We start from the raw sequence: 16,562 nt of genomic DNA, 5'->3' as shown, positions 1-16,562 counted from the left end.
ATGCAAGCGTTGTGCCCAGCTCCCCGCCCGGTAATCCGCCAGGCACCGGCGGTCAGGATCCGGACGCTCCGCATGTCGCCATTCGGGTCAGTCCACGAGGCCTGACCCGCACCTGCCGCCCACCCCCGCAGGACCGGCGCCCAGACCCGACCAGGATGGCCGTACAGGCATAAACTTGGACACGACCTAGGAAGGTGCGCCATGCGCAAAATCACCGACTGCCGCGAATTCCCGAGCGAGACCCACTGCACCCTCGCCATCTCCGGCGAAGAGGAAGAGGTGGTCCGCGCCGCCAGCGAGCACGCCGTCTCCGTCCACGGACACACGGACGGCCCCGAGCTGCGGAAGATGATCCGCGACTCCCTCAAGGACGAGGTCCCCCAGCACGCCTGAGCGGGCCCGCCGCCGACCGTCCCGCCGCCCACCCGAAAACCGGTCGGCCGGGTCCGCCGCGGCCCCGTACACTGGGCGGAGCGAGAAGCGTGGATGGGGACGAGTAGCGGCGTAAGCGGCCATGAGCGACCCGGGGACGGTGTGAGCCCGGGGGCAGGCGCGACGTGAAGATCACCCCGGAGCCGCCGGAAGAAGGCCGAAGCCCCCGCGGAGGCCAGTAGACCCGGCATCGCGACCCCAATGAGGGGGCTTTCCCGTGCGCCCGGCGCATCCGGAAGGCCAAGGAGGGTGGTACCGCGGGAGCGCGACAAGCGGCTCTCGTCCCTCCGACGGAACGGAATCGTCCGCCGGAGGAAGCGCGTTGAACACGCAGCCGTTGAATACGCAGCCGCAGTACCGCCAGGTGCCCGCCCAGGTCGACCTGCCCGCCCTTGAGCACGCCGTGCTCGAGTTCTGGGACGAGCAGAAGATCTTCGCCAAGAGCCTCGAGCAGTCCGATGGGCGCCCCGAGTGGGTGTTCTACGAGGGCCCGCCCACGGCCAACGGCATGCCGGGCGCCCACCACATCGAGGCCCGCGTCTTCAAGGACGTCTTCCCGCGCTTCCGCACCATGCGGGGCTACCACGTCGCCCGCAAGGCCGGCTGGGACTGCCACGGCCTGCCGGTCGAGCTCGCGGTCGAGAAGGAGCTCGGGTTCAACGGCAAGAAGGACATCGAGGCGTACGGCATCGCCGAGTTCAACGCCAAGTGCCGCGAGTCCGTGACCCGCCACACCGACGCCTTCGCCGACCTCACGACCCGCATGGGGTACTGGACCGACCTCGACGGCGCGTACCGCACGATGAACCCCGAGTACATCGAATCGGTCTGGTGGTCCCTGAAGGAGATCTTCAACAAGGACCTCCTGGTCCAGGACCACCGCGTCGCCCCCTGGTGCCCCCGCTGCGGCACCGGCCTCTCCGACCACGAGCTGGCGCAGGGCTACGAGACGGTCGTCGACCCGTCCGTCTTCGTGCGCTTCCCGCTCACCGGCGGCCCCCTGGCGGGCGAGGCGTCCCTCCTGGTGTGGACGACCACTCCGTGGACGCTCGTCTCCAACACCGCGGTCGCCGCGCACCCCGACGTCACGTACGTCGTCGCGACGAACGGCGAAGAGAAGCTGGTGGTCGCCGAGCCGCTGGTCGAGAAGGCGCTCGGCGAGGGCTGGGAGACCACCGGCCAGACCTTCACCGGCGCCGAGATGGAGCGCTGGACCTACCAACGCCCCTTCGAGCTGGTCGAGTTCCCGGCCCCGGCCCACTTCGTGGTCAACGCCGACTACGTGACCACCGAGGACGGCACGGGTCTGGTCCACCAGTCCCCCGCCTTCGGTGAGGACGACCTCAAGGTCTGCCGCGCGTACGGCCTCCCGGTCGTGAACCCTGTGCGCCCCGACGGCACCTTCGAGGAGGACGTCCCGCTCGTAGGCGGTGTCTTCTTCAAGAAGGCCGACGAAAAGCTGACCGAGGACCTCGACAGCCGCAATCTGCTCTTCAGGCACATCCCGTACGAGCACAGCTACCCGCACTGCTGGCGCTGCCACACGGCGCTCCTCTACTACGCGCAGCCGTCCTGGTACATCCGCACGACCGCCATCAAGGACCGCCTCCTCCAGGAGAACGAGAAGACCAACTGGTTCCCCGACTCGGTCAAGCACGGCCGCTTCGGCGACTGGCTGAACAACAACGTCGACTGGGCGCTGTCCCGCAACCGCTACTGGGGCACCCCGCTGCCCATCTGGCGCTGCGAGGAAGGCCACTTGACGTGCGTGGGCTCGCGCGCCGAGCTCTCCGACCTGACGGGCACCGACCAGTCGCAGCTCGACCCGCACCGCCCGTACATCGACGCGGTCACCTTCCCCTGCCCGACCTGCCAGGAGACCGCGACGCGCGTCCCCGAGGTCATCGACGCCTGGTACGACTCCGGTTCGATGCCGTTCGCGCAGTGGGGATACCCGCACAAGAACAAGGAGCTCTTCGAGAGCCGGTACCCGGCGCAGTTCATCTCGGAGGCCATCGACCAGACGCGCGGCTGGTTCTACACGCTGATGGCGGTGGGCACGCTCGTCTTCGACAAGTCCAGTTACGAGAACGTGGTCTGCCTCGGCCACATCCTCGCCGAGGACGGCCGCAAGATGTCCAAGCACCTGGGCAACACCCTCGACCCGATCCCGCTGATGGACCGGCACGGCGCCGATGCCGTGCGCTGGTTCATGGCGGCCGGCGGCTCCCCGTGGGCGGCCCGCCGGGTGGGCCACGGCACCATCCAGGAGGTCGTCCGCAAGACGCTCCTCACGTACTGGAACACGGTCGCCTTCCAGGCCCTGTACGCCCGTACGTCGAAGTGGGCCCCCAGCGACGCCGACCCGGCGCCCGCCGACCGCCCGCTCCTGGACCGCTGGCTGCTCAGCGAGCTGCACGCGCTGACCGACCAGGTCACCCAGGCCCTTGAGGGCTACGACACCCAGCGCGCGGGCAAGCTCCTGTCCACGTTCGTCGACAACCTCTCCAACTGGTACGTACGCCGCTCCCGTCGCCGCTTCTGGCAGGGCGACAAGGCGGCCCTGCGCACCCTGCACGAGGTCCTGGAGACGGTCACCCGCCTGATGGCCCCGCTGACGCCGTTCATCACCGAGCGCGTCTGGCAGGACCTCGTGGTGCCGGTCACCCCGGACGCCCCGGAGTCGGTCCACCTGACGTCCTGGCCCGAGGCCGACCTGTCGGCGATCGACCCGGACCTGTCGCGCCAGATGGTGCTCGTGCGCCGCCTGGTCGAGCTGGGCCGTGCCACGCGCGCCGAGTCGGGCGTCAAGACCCGTCAGCCGCTCTCCCGCGCCCTGATCGCGGCCACGGGCTTCGAATCGCTCAACCCGGAGCTGCACGCCCAGATCACCGAGGAGCTCAATGTCTCCTCGCTTGCGTCACTCTCCGAAGTCGGCGGATCACTGGTCGACACGACCGCGAAGGCCAACTTCCGCGCCCTGGGCAAGCGGTTCGGCAAGGGCGTCCAGGCGGTCGCCAAGGCCGTCGCCGACGCCGACGCGGCGGCGCTGTCCCTGGCCCTGCGCGAGGGCACGGCCTCGGTCGAGGTCGACGGCGAGACGGTGACGCTGGCCCCGGATGAGGTCATCATCACGGAGACCCCGCGCGAGGGCTGGTCGGTGGCGTCCGACTCGGGTGCCACGGTCGCTCTGGACCTGGAGATCACGGAGGAGCTGCGCCGGGCAGGACTGGCCCGTGACGCGATCCGCCTGATCCAGGAGGCCCGCAAGAACAGCGGCCTGGACGTCGCGGACCGGATCGCCCTGCGCTGGACCTCCACGGACCCGGCCGTGATCACGGCCCTGTCCGACCACGCCGACCTGATCGCGGACGAGGTCCTCGCCACGGACTTCGTCCAGGGTCAGGCGGACGACACCTACGGCGAGACGTTCACGGACGAGTCCCTGTCCCTGACGTTCCGCCTCCGCAAGGCGTAGCCGCACAGCCCTCAGGGCGCCGGCGAAGGCCCGTATCCGCCAAAGAATCTTGGTGGGTACGGGCCTTCGGCGTTGCGTGCCCACGCACAGATGAACGTTTCTGCACCCACCCCCGGCGAGCGGGGAGGCACACAAAAGGGCGGGGCCCCCAGAGAGTCTGGGGGCCCCGCCCTGAACGCTGCCGACGCCTACGGCGTGGAAGTGCCCGTCAGTTGTCGTCCTCGTCGATGAGGAAGCCACGCATCGGCGACGGAGCCTGCTGCATCGGCTGCGGGCCCTGCGGCCGCACCGGCGCCATCGGCTGGGTCATCGCCGGGGACATCTGCTGCTGGCCGCCGTAGGACGGACCTGCGGCCGGCTGGTTGCCGCCCATCGACTGGTTGCCGCCGTAGGACGGGGCACCCGCGCCGGCCGGAGCCATGGAGGGCGCCGGGGACGGCGGAAGGGAAGCCGTCGCCGGGGTCCGCGGCGGAGCCAGCGAGTCGTCGGCCTGGGTCTCCAGCTGACGGAGCTGCGACTCCAGGTAGGACTTCAGACGCGTGCGGTACTCGCGCTCGAAGCCGCGCAGGTCCTCGACCTTGCGCTCCAGCGTGGCGCGGGCGGACTCCAGGGAGCCCATCGCGACGCGGTGCTTCTCCTGCGCGTCCCGCTCCAGGGCGTCGGCCTTGGCACGGGCGTCACGCTCCAGACCCTCGGCGCGCGAACGGGCCTCGCCGACGATCTTGTTGGCCTCGGAACGGGCCTCCGCGATCGCCTGGTCAGCGGTCTGCTGGGCAAGGGAGAGCACACGAGCGGCGCTGTCGCCGCCGGGGCCCTGACCGGGCTGCGGCATCTGCGGGCCGTGGCCGCCCATGGGACCGCCCATCGGGCCACCCATCGGACCCTGACCCATGGGGCCGGGGCCCTGCGGACCGGGACCCTGCGGGCCGTGCCCACTGGGGCCTGCGGGCAGCTGCGGTGCGCCACCGGGAAGCTGCGGCGGGCCGCCCATCTGCTGGTGCTGCGGGTGCTGCTGCGGCGGCACCGGCTGCGGGCCCGATATTGCGGCGGGCACCGGGGCGCCAGGACCGCGCTGGTCCTGCGGCCCGTCGGGACCCTTGCGCATCCCGCCCTGCTGCTGGTTCTGCGCAGCGGCGCGGGTGGCCGCGGCCAGCTTGGCGCGCAGGTCCTCGTTCTCGCGGAGCAAGCGGGTCAGTTCGGCTTCGACCTCATCGAGGAAGGCATCGACCTCGTCCTCGTCATAGCCTTCTCGGAGGCGGACGGTCGTGAACTGCTTGTTCCGCACGTCCTCGGGGGTCAACGGCATCTCTTCACCTCAACGTAATCGTCGGCATTCGGCAAGACCGTATCGTTCACACAGACACCGACCTGACGACGGTGATCAGGATGTAGACGATGATCATCAGTACGAAGAAGGACAAGTCGAGCGCCACGCCCCCGAGACGCAGCGGCGGAATGAATCGCCGCAGAAGCTTGAGCGGTGGATCAGTGACAGTGTAGGTGGCCTCCAGAACGACCACCATCGCCTTGCCGGGTTGCCATGAGCGGGCGAACTGGAAGACGTAGTCCATGACCAACCGGAAGATCAGCACGATGAGGAAACACATCAGCGCGATGTAAAGCACCTGCAAGACCACGCTCATGTTCGCGGTTCCCTCTCCCCTGTTACTCGTGCTTCGTTGCCGGTTCTTGCGTCTACTGGGTCACTTACGTCTCAGCTCTGGTTGAAGAACCCGCCCTCTGCGATGCGAGCCTTGTCCTCCGCCGTTACATCGACGTTAGCAGGCGACAACAGGAACACCTTCTGCGTCACTCGCTCAATGCTGCCATGGAGACCGAACACCAGACCGGCGGCAAAGTCGACAAGTCGCTTCGCATCCGTGTCGTCCATCTCGGTCAGATTCATGATCACCGGAGTGCCCTCGCGGAAGTGTTCCCCGATGGTACGGGCCTCGTTGTACGTCCGCGGGTGCAGCGTGGTGATGCGGTAGGGCTCCCGCTCGGACACGACCTTGGGCATGATCACCGGTGCGTTCTTCTCCAGGCTCTGGCGTTCAGGTGTGATGGATGCCACGGGGGCGATACGGGCCGGACGTCCGGATTCGGCGGCTACCGAAGCGGAATGGGCGACCGGCTCACGCTGAGCGGGGGGTTGTACCACTCGTACCGATTCGTCCCGATCAGACACATGCGCCTGGCGGGACTGGTGCGACTGATGTGGCGGCTCGTGCCGCCGGCGGTCCCGCTCGGGCTCCGGCTCGGGTTCGAACTCGTCATCGGGGTCGAACCCCGGACCGTCGTACCCATCGTCCTCCACGAGGCCGAGGTAGACCGCCATCTTGCGCATCGCGCCGGCCATGCTCTGAGTCCTCCGCTCTGTGGTGGATCGGCTGTCGTCACCAACTGCCCGAGATCCACGAGGTATCCCCGCCCAACAGCGAGAATGACCATATTTTCTGCTGTGGTCCGACTTCTTGGCGACGTTACCCGAGCCCGGGTCGGACTCCGAGTACCGCCGTACCGACGCGCACATGTGTCGCTCCGGCCGCCACGGCCTGTTCGAGGTCCGCACTCATCCCTGCCGACACCATGTTCGCAGCAGGATGAGCCGCGCGCATGAGGGTTGAGAATTCCATCAGCCGCTCGAACGCCGCCTGTTGCCGCCCCGCGTACGGCCCGGTGAGCGGCGCGACGGTCATCAGACCGTCGAGCCGCAGTCCGGGAGCTTCCGCCACGAGTCCGGCCAACTCTTCGATTCCGCCCGCTCCTACGCCCCCGCGCTCGCCCCGCCCGTGCTCATCGGCGTCGAGCGCGACCTGGATCAGACAGCCGAGCTCCCGCTCCGCGCGCACCGCGGCCGTCGACAGGGCCGTGACGAGCTTGGGACGGTCCACGGACTGCACCACATCGGCATAACTGGCCACAGAACGGACCTTGTTGGTCTGCAGCTGACCGACAAAGTGCCAAGTAAGGGGCAGATCCGAGCAGTCGGCGGCCTTGGGGGCCGCGTCCTGGTCGCGGTTCTCGGCGACATGGCGCACACCTAGTTCCGACAGGATCCGCACATCGCTCGCGGGATAGGTCTTGGTGACCACGATCAGGGTCACCTCCTCCCGCTTGCGCCCGGCCGCCGCGCACGCCGCGGCGATGCGCTCCTCGACCTCCGCCAGATTTGCGGCGAGTTGAGACTTGCGGTCCGTCATGTGCAATCAGTCCAGCCAGACATAGCCCGCGAGACGGCCGGTGGTCCGGTCGCGGCGGTAAGAGAAGTGGTCACCGGATTCCAGGGTGCACACCGGCGACTGCTCCCGGTCGCACACCCCGAGCCGCTCCAGCTGGGCGTGCACCCCCGCGGTCACATCGACCGCCGGTGTGCCCCAGCTCGTCTCGGCGTACGCCGCGGGCTCCGCGGCGGCGACGTCGGCGCGCATCGCCTCCGGTACTTCGTAGCAGCGCCCGCAGACGGCGGGCCCCGTGCGGGCGACGATGCGAGCCGGGTCCGCGCCGAGCCCCACCATCGCCTCGACGGCGGCCGGTACGACCCCGGCGACCATCCCGGGGCGACCCGCGTGCACCGCGGCCGCGACCTTGGCGACCGGGTCGGCAAGGAGGACCGGCGTGCAGTCGGCGGTGAGGACCGCGAGGGCCAGGCCCCGGCGTGCGGTCACCACGGCGTCGACGGCCGGGATCTCGGCGCCGGCGCCCCAGGGGCCGTCCACCACCGCGACATCGTTGCCGTGCACCTGGTTCATCCAGACGACCCTGGCCGGGTCGATCCCGAGGGACTTGGCGGCCAGGTCGCGGTTGGTGCGCACGGCCTGCGGGTCGTCGCCGCCCGCCCCGCCGAGATTGAGCTCTTCGTACGGAACGGCGCTCACCCCGCCCCACCTGTCGGTGAAGGCGAAGTGCGCGCCGCTCACGGTGCTGTGCGTGCTTATCACTTGAGGAAGTCCGGCACGTCCAGCTCTTCGGCCTGGCTGTCCTGGTACGGACGGGCCGGCGGAACCTGCGGCGGGGCCACCGGCGCGGACGGGGCCTCGCCGACCGGGGCGGCCTCCACGGGCTCCGGCGTCGCCGGCTCCTCGCGGGTCGTGACGCTGCCGAGGCCGCCGTAGGGCGGGCGGGACTCCGCGGGACGGGCCGGGGCCGCCGGCTGCTCCTCGCGTTTGGCCGAAGCCGAGCCAAGGACGTTGTCCCGCTTGGACGGTGGCTGACCGCCGTCGAAGCCGGCCGCGATGACGGTGACCCTGACCTCGTCGCCCAGGGCGTCGTCGATGACGGCGCCGAAGATGATGTTGGCCTCGGGGTGGGCCGCCTCGCTGACCAGCTGGGCCGCTTCGTTGATCTCGAAGAGGCCGAGGTCGGAGCCGCCGGAGATGGAGAGCAGGACGCCCCGCGCTCCGTCGATGGACGCCTCGAGCAGCGGCGAGGAGATCGCCATCTCGGCGGCGGCCACCGCGCGGTCGTCGCCGCGTGCCGAGCCGATGCCCATGAGGGCCGAACCCGCCTCGGACATGACCGACTTGACGTCGGCGAAGTCGAGGTTGATCAGACCCGGCGTTGTGATCAGGTCGGTGATGCCCTGGACACCGGAGAGCAGGACCTGGTCCGCCGACTTGAAGGCGTCGAGGACCGAGACCTGGCGGTCCGAGATGGACAGGAGCCGGTCGTTGGGGATGACGATGAGGGTGTCGACCTCTTCGCGCAGCTCCGCGATGCCGTCCTCGGCCTGGTTGGCGCGACGACGGCCCTCGAAGGTGAACGGCCGGGTGACGACGCCGATGGTCAGGGCGCCCAGGGAGCGTGCGATGTTGGCGACGACAGGTGCGCCGCCGGTGCCGGTGCCGCCGCCTTCGCCGGCGGTGACGAAGACCATGTCGGCCCCCTTGAGGACCTCCTCGATCTCCTCGCGGTGATCTTCGGCCGCCTTGCGGCCGACTGCCGGGTTCGCTCCGGCGCCGAGTCCACGGGTGAGTTCACGGCCGACGTCGAGCTTGACGTCGGCGTCGCTCATCAACAGGGCTTGCGCGTCGGTGTTGATGGCGATGAACTCGACGCCCTTGAGACCGACCTCGATCATCCGGTTGATGGCATTGACACCACCGCCGCCGACACCGATGACTTTGATGACTGCGAGGTAGTTCTGCGGTGCTGCCACGTCGAAGGCCTCTCGCCTCGAGTTACGTGTCGCCGCCTCGCGGTCTCGCGCCGCGACGACTGATGCCGAATGGGACGGTCCGAACGCCGACCCGAACCCTAACGCTGAAGTTTAGGGTTACCAGTGTGTCTGTTCCTTGGACTCTCCGAACAGGACACTAAGTCGACAAGTGGCGCACGTTCAACGAACACGCCGAACCTCCCGTTTTTCTTTTCACCCTATGTGATCAGCCGTAGCGCTGCCGAACCAGGGTGCTGGCCTGCGCAGATATGCGTCAACTCGCCGATGATGCAGGGGCGGTGGGAACGCTCACATCGAAGTGCCGTGCCTTGGGTGCGGCTTTCATCAGGGCGGTGAGTGTGCTCGCCTTCGCGCGGCCCTTCTCGCTGCTGCCCCAGTCCACGGTCCGCCCGTCGCTCAACTCCAGTGAGAGCGAGTCGTACGAACGGGCCTTGACCACCCGGGTGTCACGTGCAACCGCGGCCGGCAGGGCGCCCGCGACGCGGACCGCCTCGCGCCGCAGACGGTCGCTGTCGAAACGGCGCAGACTCGCCGCCGCGTTCTCCTGATCCGGCATCAATTCCAGGAGCGGAACACCCTTCGACGCATGACCGACCGTGGCGAATCGCACTCCCTTGGCGTCCACTTCGACGAACTTTCCGCCCTTTTCGATAAGCAGGACCGGCTTGCGTTCGGTCACTTTCAGACCGATTCCGCGCGGCCAGGAACGGACGACGTCGACCGAGTCGATACGCGGCAGTTTCCTGCGCAGCCGGTCCTCGATGGCATCGGTGTCGACCGAAACGAGCGGCACCCCGACCGGGACCGCGGCGGCCTCGCGCACCTGCGCGGGCGTCAGGACCCGGGTCCCCGAAGTCGTCACGCGCTCCACGCGCAGCCACTGCGAGCCGTAGAGCGCCCAGACGCCCCCCGCGCCGACCAGCACGAGTGCGATCAGCCAGAGGACGAGGGTGCGCGGCCGCGGCAGGCGCACCCGGGAGCGGGGCGGGCGGGGCGGGCCGGAGTCGAGCTTCTGCCGTTCGGCGGTGGTCGGTCCGGCCACGGTCCCCTGCCTTCTAGGTGCCTGCTAGCACCTGCTCACGCGTGATGGCGTGAGGCGATCGCCTCGTACACCATGCCGACGAGGAGGTCGTCGGCGTCCCTGCGGCCGAACTCCGATGCGGCGCGGGACATCTCGTACAGCCGGTGCGGATCGGCGAGCACCGGGAGCACATTGCCCTGGACCCACTCGGGCGTCAGCTCGGCATCGTCGACCAGGAGTCCACCGCCCGCCTTGACCACCGGCTGGGCGTTCAGCCGCTGTTCGCCGTTGCCGATCGGCAACGGGACGTAGGCGGCCGGCAGCCCGACGGCGGAGAGTTCGGCGACGGTCATCGCGCCCGCGCGGCAGAGCATCATGTCGGCAGCGGCGTACGCGAGGTCCATCCGGTCCACGTACGGTACCGGGATGTAGGGCGGCATACCGGGCATGTTCTCGACGTACGGCATTTCGTTCTTCGGGCCGACCGCGTGCAGGATCTGGATGCCCGCGCGCTGAAGGACCGGAGCGATCTGCTGGACGACCTCGTTGAGCCGCCGGGCGCCCTGCGAGCCGCCGGAGACGAGCAGGGTCGGCAGGTTGGGGTCGAGGCCGAAGGCGGCGCGCGCCTCCGGGCGGACCCGGGCCCGGTCGAGCGTGGCGATGGTGTGCCGCAACGGGATGCCGATGTAGCGGGAGTTGCGCAGCTTGCTGTCGGGGGTGGCGACGGCCACCCCGTGGGCGTACCGCGAACCGATCTTGTTGGCGAGGCCGGGACGGGCGTTGGCCTCGTGCACGACGATCGGCGTCCCGGTCCGCTTGGCCGCGAGGTAGCCGGGCAGGGCGACATAGCCGCCGAAGCCGACGACGCAGTCCGCCTTGGTGCGCTCCAGGATCTGCTCGGCCGCCTTGATCGTGCCGCGCAGCCGTCCCGGCACGGTGATCAGCTCAGGGGTGGGCTTGCGGGGCAGCGGTACGGCGGGGATCAGCGCGAGTTCGTAACCGCGCTCGGGTACGAGTCGGGTCTCGAGTCCACGCTCCGTGCCCAGGGCCGTGATGCCCACGGTCGGGTCCTGCCTCCGCAGGGCGTCCGCGAGGGCAAGCGCGGGCTCGATGTGGCCGGCGGTCCCCCCACCGGCGAGTACGACATGCACCGAAATTCACCGCTCTCCGGACGAACGCGCCTTGACGCGCCGTCTCATCGTGTTCCATCTCACCCGAGGTTGCCGCATGGCAAGGGCCGCCTTCGCCGCGGGGTCCGATCGCGCGAAAGCGATGAGGAGCCCGATGGCGAACATGGTCGGCAGCAGGGCCGAACCCCCGTAGGAGAACAGCGGGAGCGGGACACCGGCGATCGGCAGCAGACCGAGCACCGCACCGACATTGATCACGGCCTGCGCCGTGATCCAGGTGGTCACGCCTCCCGCGGCATACCTCACGAAGGGGTCCTCCGTGCGTCCGGCCACGCGGATACCCGCATAGCCTAGAGCCGCGAACAGAGCGAGCACCGACAGTGTCCCCGCCAGGCCGAGTTCCTCCCCGGTGATGGCGAAGATGAAGTCGGTGTGCGGTTCCGGAAGTTGACCCCATTTTTCCACACTCGCGCCGAGACCGGAACCGAAGAATCCGCCGGAGGCCAGGGCATAGATCCCGTGCACGGCCTGCCAGCACTGGTCGCCGGGCCCCGGATCGGTCGCGCCGATGCAGGCGAGCCTGGCCATCCGGTTGGGGCTTGTCTTGATGAGGATCACACCGATAAGGGTCGCGACCGAGAGCACCCCGGCGAAGAGCCGCGTCGGCGCCCCCGCGAGCCAGAGCAGGCCGAAAAGGATCGCGGTGAGGATGATCGCCGTGCCCATGTCGCCGCCGAGCATGATCAGTCCGAGCAGCATGAAGGCGACGGGGACGAGCGGCACCAGCATGTGCTTCCACTGCGTGAGCAGCCGCTTGTCGTGCTTCCGGGCAAGGAGGTCCGCGCCCCACAGCACGAGGGCGAGCTTGCCGAACTCACTGGGCTGCAGCTGGAACGGGCCGCCCAGATAGATCCAGTTCTGGTTGCCGTTGACGCTGCGCCCTATCCCCGGGACCTGCACGAGCACCATCAGGAAGACGGTCACGGCGAGGATGGGATAGGCGAGCGCTCGATGCAGCTTGACCGGCATCCGCATGGCGACGAGCAGCAGGACCGTACCGAGTACGGCGGCGACGAACTGCTTGCGGAAGAAGTACGAGGCGGGCAGGTCCAGCTGCAGCGCCTGGATCATCGAGGCCGAGTAGACCATCACCAGGCCGAGCACGGTGAGCAGCAGGCTGCTGCCGAGGATGAGGTAGTACGCGGTCAGCGGCCGGTCCCAGGCCTTGCGGGCCCTGGTGTGCAGCCGCCGCAGGGGGCTCTCCCGCGGCGGGCGCGGTGAGCCCGTGGAACGGACCGGCGCGGGCCGTCTGGCCACCCGCGCGGGCGCGCGCCCGCTACTGCCGGCCATCGGTGCCCCCACCCAGCCACGACGACGCTGCCACGTGCCCTCCTCCGGGTGCCGGGCGCCCCCGGACCACAGGGGTCCGCGTCAGGCGCTCGCGCCGAGTTCGCGGACCGCGTCCGCGAACGCGTCACCACGCTTGTTGTAGTTGGTGAACATGTCCATCGACGCACAGGCCGGAGCCATCAGTACGGTGTCCCCCGGCTCGGCGAGCCGTGCCGCCTGTCGTACCGCCTCGGACATCGCCCCAGTGTCGGTCCGGTCGAGGTCGACGACCGGGACCTCGGGCGCGTGTCGCGCGAGGGCTTCGCGGATCAGCGCGCGGTCGGCGCCGATCAGGACGACCCCCCGAAGTCGCTTGGCCGACTTGGTGACCAGCTCGTCGAAGGTGGCGCCCTTGGCGAGCCCGCCCGCGATCCAGACGATCGATTCGTACGCGGCCAACGAGGCTTCGGCGGCGTGGGTGTTGGTGGCCTTGGAGTCGTCGACGTACGCCACCTCGGCCACGTCCGCGACGTGCTCGATGCGGTGGGCGTCCGGACGGAAGGCGCGCAGACCGTCGCGCACGGCCGTCGCCGGAACGCCGTAGGCGCGCGCGAGAGCGGCCGCGGCCAGGGCGTTGGCGATGTTGTGCGGCGCGGGCGGCTTGACGTCGGAGATCTCGGCGAGCTCCTGGGCCTGCTTCTGGCGGTCCGGCACGAAGGCACGGTCGACCAGGATGCCGTCCACGACGCCCAGTTGCGAGGGGGCGGGCGCATTCAGCGTGAAACCGATGGCGCGGCAGCCCTCTTCGACGTCGGCCTCGCGCACCAGGTCCTCGGTGGCCTTGTCCGCGACGTTGTAGACGCAGGCGACCTGATTGCCCTCGTAGATGCGGCCCTTGTCGGCGGCGTACGCCTCCATGGAGCCGTGCCAGTCGAGGTGGTCGGGCGCGAGGTTCAGGACGGTCGCGGAGTGGGCGCGCAGCGAGGGCGCCCAGTGCAGCTGGTAGCTGGAGAGCTCGACGGCGAGCACGTCGTACGCGTCGTCGCCCTCCAGGACCACGTCCACGATCGGCGTTCCGATGTTGCCGACCGCGGCCGTGCGCAGGCCGGCCGCCGTCAGGATCGAGGCCAGCATCTGCGTGGTCGTGGTCTTGCCGTTGGTGCCCGTGATGCCGAGCCAGGGCGCGGCGTCCGGGCCGCGCAGCCGCCAGGCGATCTCGACGTCGCCCACGACGTCGACGCCCGCCGCTGCGGCGGCCGCGAAGAGCGGGCTGTCCGGCTTCCAGCCGGGCGAGGTGACGACCAGGTCGGTGCCGTCGGGCAGCGTGGCCGCGTCGGCCAGGCGTACGGCGATGCCCTCGCCCTCCAGCGCGGCGGCGCGCTCACGGTGGCTCTCCGACGAGCCGCCGTCCACGACGGTCACCGATGCGCCGAGGCCGGCCAGGGCGCGGGCGGCGCTGACGCCGCTCACGCCGAGCCCCGCGACGGTGACGTTCCTGCCCTGCCAGCTGGTCACTTCTTGGCTGCCCATCCTGCGTAGAAGAGGCCGAGTCCGACGATCACGCACATGCCCTGGATGATCCAGAAGCGGACCACCACAAGGACTTCGGACCACCCCTTGAGTTCGAAGTGGTGCTGCAGTGGCGCCATCTTGAAGACCCGCTTGCCGGTCATCTTGAAGGAGCCGACCTGGATCACGACGGACATGGTGATCAGGACGAACAGGCCGCCGAGGAGCGCGATGAGCAGCTCGGTGCGCGAGCAGATCGCGAGGCCCGCGAGCGCGCCGCCGAGGGCGAGCGAGCCGGTGTCGCCCATGAAGATCTTGGCGGGCGAGGTGTTCCACCACAGGAAGCCGAAGCAGGCACCCATAAGGGCGGAGGCCACGACCGCGAGGTCGAGTGGGTCTCTGACCTCGAAACAGGCCTGCGGGTTGGTCAGCGTGACCGCGTTGGCGCAGGACTCCTGGTACTGCCAGACACCGATGAAGGTGTACGCGCCGAAGACCATCACGGAGGCGCCGGTGGCGAGGCCGTCGAGGCCGTCGGTGAGGTTCACGCCGTTCGACATCGCGAGGATCATGAACAGCGCCCAGACCACGAAGAGCACCGGGCCGATCGACCAGCCGAAGTCCGTGACGAACGACAGCTTGGTGGAGGCCGGGGTCTGGTTGCGGTTGTCCGGCCAGTTCAGCGCGAGCACGGCGAAGCCGATGCCGACGATCAGCTGGCCGAGCATCTTCGCCTTGGCGCGCAGGCCGAGCGAGCGCTGCTTGACGATCTTGATGTAGTCGTCGAGGAAGCCGACGAGGCCCATGCCCGCCATCAGGAAGAGCACCAGGACGCCGGAGAGGGTCATCTCCGAGCCCGTGATGATCTTCGTGAGGAAGTACGCGATGAGCGTGGCCAGGATGAAGGCGATACCACCCATGGTCGGCGTACCGCGCTTGCTGTGGTGCTCGCGCGGGCCGTCGTCCCGGATGAACTGGCCATAACCCTTGCGGGCCAGGAACTTGATCAGGAGCGGGGTTCCGACCAGGGTCAGGAAGAGCCCGATCACACCCGCGAAGAGGATCTGCCTCATCGGCCGGCGACCTGCCCCTCAGAAGACGCGGCGTCGTCGAGCAGCGCCGTGGCGACCCGCTCGAGACCGACCGATCTGGAAGCCTTCACCAGCACGACGTCCCCCGGGCGCAGCTCGCTGCGCAGCAGGTCGATCGCCGCCTGTGCGTCGGACACGTGCACCGACTCCTCACCCCACGAACCCTCGTTGTATGCGCCCAGTTGGAGCCAGGACGCTTCCCTGCCCCCGACTGCCACGAGCTTGCTCACGTTCAGCCGGACAGCGAGCCGTCCGACCGCGTCGTGTTCGGCGAGCCCCTCGTCACCGAGCTCGGCCATGTGACCGAGCACCGCCCACGTACGACGTCCCTTGCCCATGGCCACAAGCGCGCGCAGGGCGGCTCGCATGGACTCGGGGTTCGCGTTGTAGGCGTCGTTGACGACCGTCACGCCGTCCGGGCGCTCGGTGACCTCCATCCGCCAGCGGGACAGCGTGCCCGCGTCGGAGAGCGCGCGGGCGATCTCGTCTGCGGACATGCCCAGCTCATGGGCGACGGCGGCCGCGGCAAGCGCGTTCGACACGTGGTGCTCACCGTACAGCCGCAAGGTCACGTCGCTGCACCCGGAGGGTGTGTGCAGCGTAAAGGCAGGCTGTCCGATCTCCGTGAGCCGGACATTTTCGGCGCGTACGTCGGCGTCGGCGGACTCTCCGAAGAGCAGGACGCGCGCCTTCGTGCGCGAAGCCATGGCGCGGACGAGTGGGTCGTCGGCGTTGAGGACGGCGGTGCCGTCGGCGGGGAGCCCCTCGACGAGTTCACCCTTCGCCTCTGCGATCTGCTCGCGTCCGCCGAACTCGCCGATGTGGGCGGTGCCGACGTTGAGGACGAGGCCGATCTTCGGCGGGGTGAGGCCGGTGAGGTAGCGGATGTGGCCGATGCCGCGCGCGCCCATCTCCAGGACGAGGAACTTCGTCTCGTCGGTGGCGCTCAGCGCGGTCAGCGGGAGCCCGATCTCGTTGTTGAGCGAGCCCGGCGTCCAGACCGTGGGCGCCTTGCTCCGAAGCACCTGGGCGAGCAGGTCCTTGGAGCTGGTCTTGCCGACGGATCCGGTCAGCGCCACGAGGGTCGCGCCGAGCCGCTCCACGACGTGCCGCGCAAGGGCGCCGAGCGCGGTCTGTACGTCGTCGACGACGATGGCGGGTACGCCGACGGGGCGCGAGGCGAGGACGGCCGCCGCGCCCGCTTCGACCACCGCGGCCGCGTAGTCGTGGCCGTCGACGCGCTCGCCGACGAAGGCGACGAAGAGGCTGCCGGGCTCCACTTCACGGGAGTCCCTGACGACCGGTCCGGTGACCTGGACGGACGGATCCGGTATGTCGTACGTCTGCCCGCCGACGACTTCTGCGATCTCGGCGAGGGAGAGGGCGATCACAA

The 16,562-nt window shown here is 69.5% G+C and carries 14 protein-coding genes; 2 read left to right on the top strand and 12 right to left on the bottom strand.

What is annotated here, in order from left to right; translation table 11 throughout:
• The first annotated feature begins 201 nt into the window (after positions 1-201).
• On the top strand, positions 202-393 hold the full coding sequence (locus AB0G47_RS02550) for a DUF1059 domain-containing protein (RefSeq protein WP_360763269.1): 192 nt from the start codon (positions 202-204) through the stop codon (positions 391-393).
• A gap of 376 nt (positions 394-769) precedes the next feature.
• Positions 770-3,910: an isoleucine--tRNA ligase gene (gene ileS, locus AB0G47_RS02545; RefSeq protein ID WP_360763931.1), complete on the top strand. Its 3,141-nt coding sequence runs from the start codon at positions 770-772 to the stop codon at positions 3,908-3,910.
• Positions 3,911-4,118: 208 nt separating this feature from the next.
• Here the strand turns inward: ileS and AB0G47_RS02540 are convergent, their stop codons facing one another.
• From AB0G47_RS02540 to murF, 12 genes are all read right to left on the bottom strand, one after another.
• Positions 4,119-5,216 carry a DivIVA domain-containing protein gene (locus AB0G47_RS02540; RefSeq protein WP_266867984.1) on the bottom strand — a complete coding sequence of 366 codons (1,098 nt, stop codon included), beginning with the start codon at positions 5,214-5,216 and terminating at the stop codon, positions 4,119-4,121.
• A gap of 46 nt (positions 5,217-5,262) precedes the next feature.
• Positions 5,263-5,553, bottom strand: coding sequence for a YggT family protein (locus AB0G47_RS02535; protein ID WP_030783884.1), 291 nt, complete (start codon positions 5,551-5,553; stop codon positions 5,263-5,265).
• Positions 5,554-5,624: 71 nt separating this feature from the next.
• The gene (gene sepF, locus AB0G47_RS02530) at positions 5,625-6,269 is read right to left on the bottom strand and encodes a cell division protein SepF (protein ID WP_360763266.1); all 645 of its coding nucleotides are present in this window, start codon (positions 6,267-6,269) and stop codon (positions 5,625-5,627) included.
• Positions 6,270-6,393: 124 nt separating this feature from the next.
• Entirely contained in the window at positions 6,394-7,113 is a 720-nt protein-coding gene (locus AB0G47_RS02525) for a YggS family pyridoxal phosphate-dependent enzyme (protein WP_360763264.1), read from the bottom strand.
• Positions 7,114-7,119: 6 nt separating this feature from the next.
• Positions 7,120-7,830 (bottom strand): peptidoglycan editing factor PgeF, encoded by a 711-nt coding sequence (gene pgeF / locus AB0G47_RS02520; RefSeq protein WP_360763262.1) that lies wholly within the window; start codon positions 7,828-7,830, stop codon positions 7,120-7,122.
• A gap of 17 nt (positions 7,831-7,847) precedes the next feature.
• Positions 7,848-9,068, bottom strand: a complete 1,221-nt coding sequence (ftsZ, locus tag AB0G47_RS02515; RefSeq protein ID WP_360763261.1) for a cell division protein FtsZ — start codon at positions 9,066-9,068, stop codon at positions 7,848-7,850.
• Between the two features lie 274 nt (positions 9,069-9,342).
• The gene (locus AB0G47_RS02510; protein ID WP_360763259.1) at positions 9,343-10,131 is read right to left on the bottom strand and encodes an FtsQ-type POTRA domain-containing protein; all 789 of its coding nucleotides are present in this window, start codon (positions 10,129-10,131) and stop codon (positions 9,343-9,345) included.
• Positions 10,132-10,166: 35 nt separating this feature from the next.
• On the bottom strand, positions 10,167-11,261 hold the full coding sequence (murG, locus tag AB0G47_RS02505; RefSeq protein ID WP_135333683.1) for an undecaprenyldiphospho-muramoylpentapeptide beta-N-acetylglucosaminyltransferase: 1,095 nt from the start codon (positions 11,259-11,261) through the stop codon (positions 10,167-10,169).
• A 6-nt stretch (positions 11,262-11,267) separates the two neighbouring features.
• Positions 11,268-12,590: a putative lipid II flippase FtsW gene (ftsW, locus tag AB0G47_RS02500; protein WP_360763257.1), complete on the bottom strand. Its 1,323-nt coding sequence runs from the start codon at positions 12,588-12,590 to the stop codon at positions 11,268-11,270.
• Between the two features lie 81 nt (positions 12,591-12,671).
• Positions 12,672-14,099: a UDP-N-acetylmuramoyl-L-alanine--D-glutamate ligase gene (murD, locus tag AB0G47_RS02495; protein WP_360763255.1), complete on the bottom strand. Its 1,428-nt coding sequence runs from the start codon at positions 14,097-14,099 to the stop codon at positions 12,672-12,674.
• Complete coding sequence (gene mraY, locus AB0G47_RS02490; protein ID WP_266867965.1) at positions 14,081-15,151, bottom strand: phospho-N-acetylmuramoyl-pentapeptide-transferase; 1,071 nt, start codon at positions 15,149-15,151, stop codon at positions 14,081-14,083. The genes murD and mraY overlap by 19 nt, the downstream gene beginning before the upstream one ends.
• Positions 15,148-16,560, bottom strand: coding sequence for a UDP-N-acetylmuramoyl-tripeptide--D-alanyl-D-alanine ligase (gene murF, locus AB0G47_RS02485; protein ID WP_360763252.1), 1,413 nt, complete (start codon positions 16,558-16,560; stop codon positions 15,148-15,150). The genes mraY and murF overlap by 4 nt, the downstream gene beginning before the upstream one ends.
• Between the last annotated feature and the right edge of the window lie 2 nt (positions 16,561-16,562).

The sequence above is a fragment of the Streptomyces sp. NPDC021622 genome (assembly GCF_040640795.1).
Classification (GTDB): domain Bacteria; phylum Actinomycetota; class Actinomycetes; order Streptomycetales; family Streptomycetaceae; genus Streptomyces.
The sequence above is the reverse complement of the archived record's forward strand: the minus strand, read 5'-3'. Positions and strand labels throughout refer to the sequence as shown.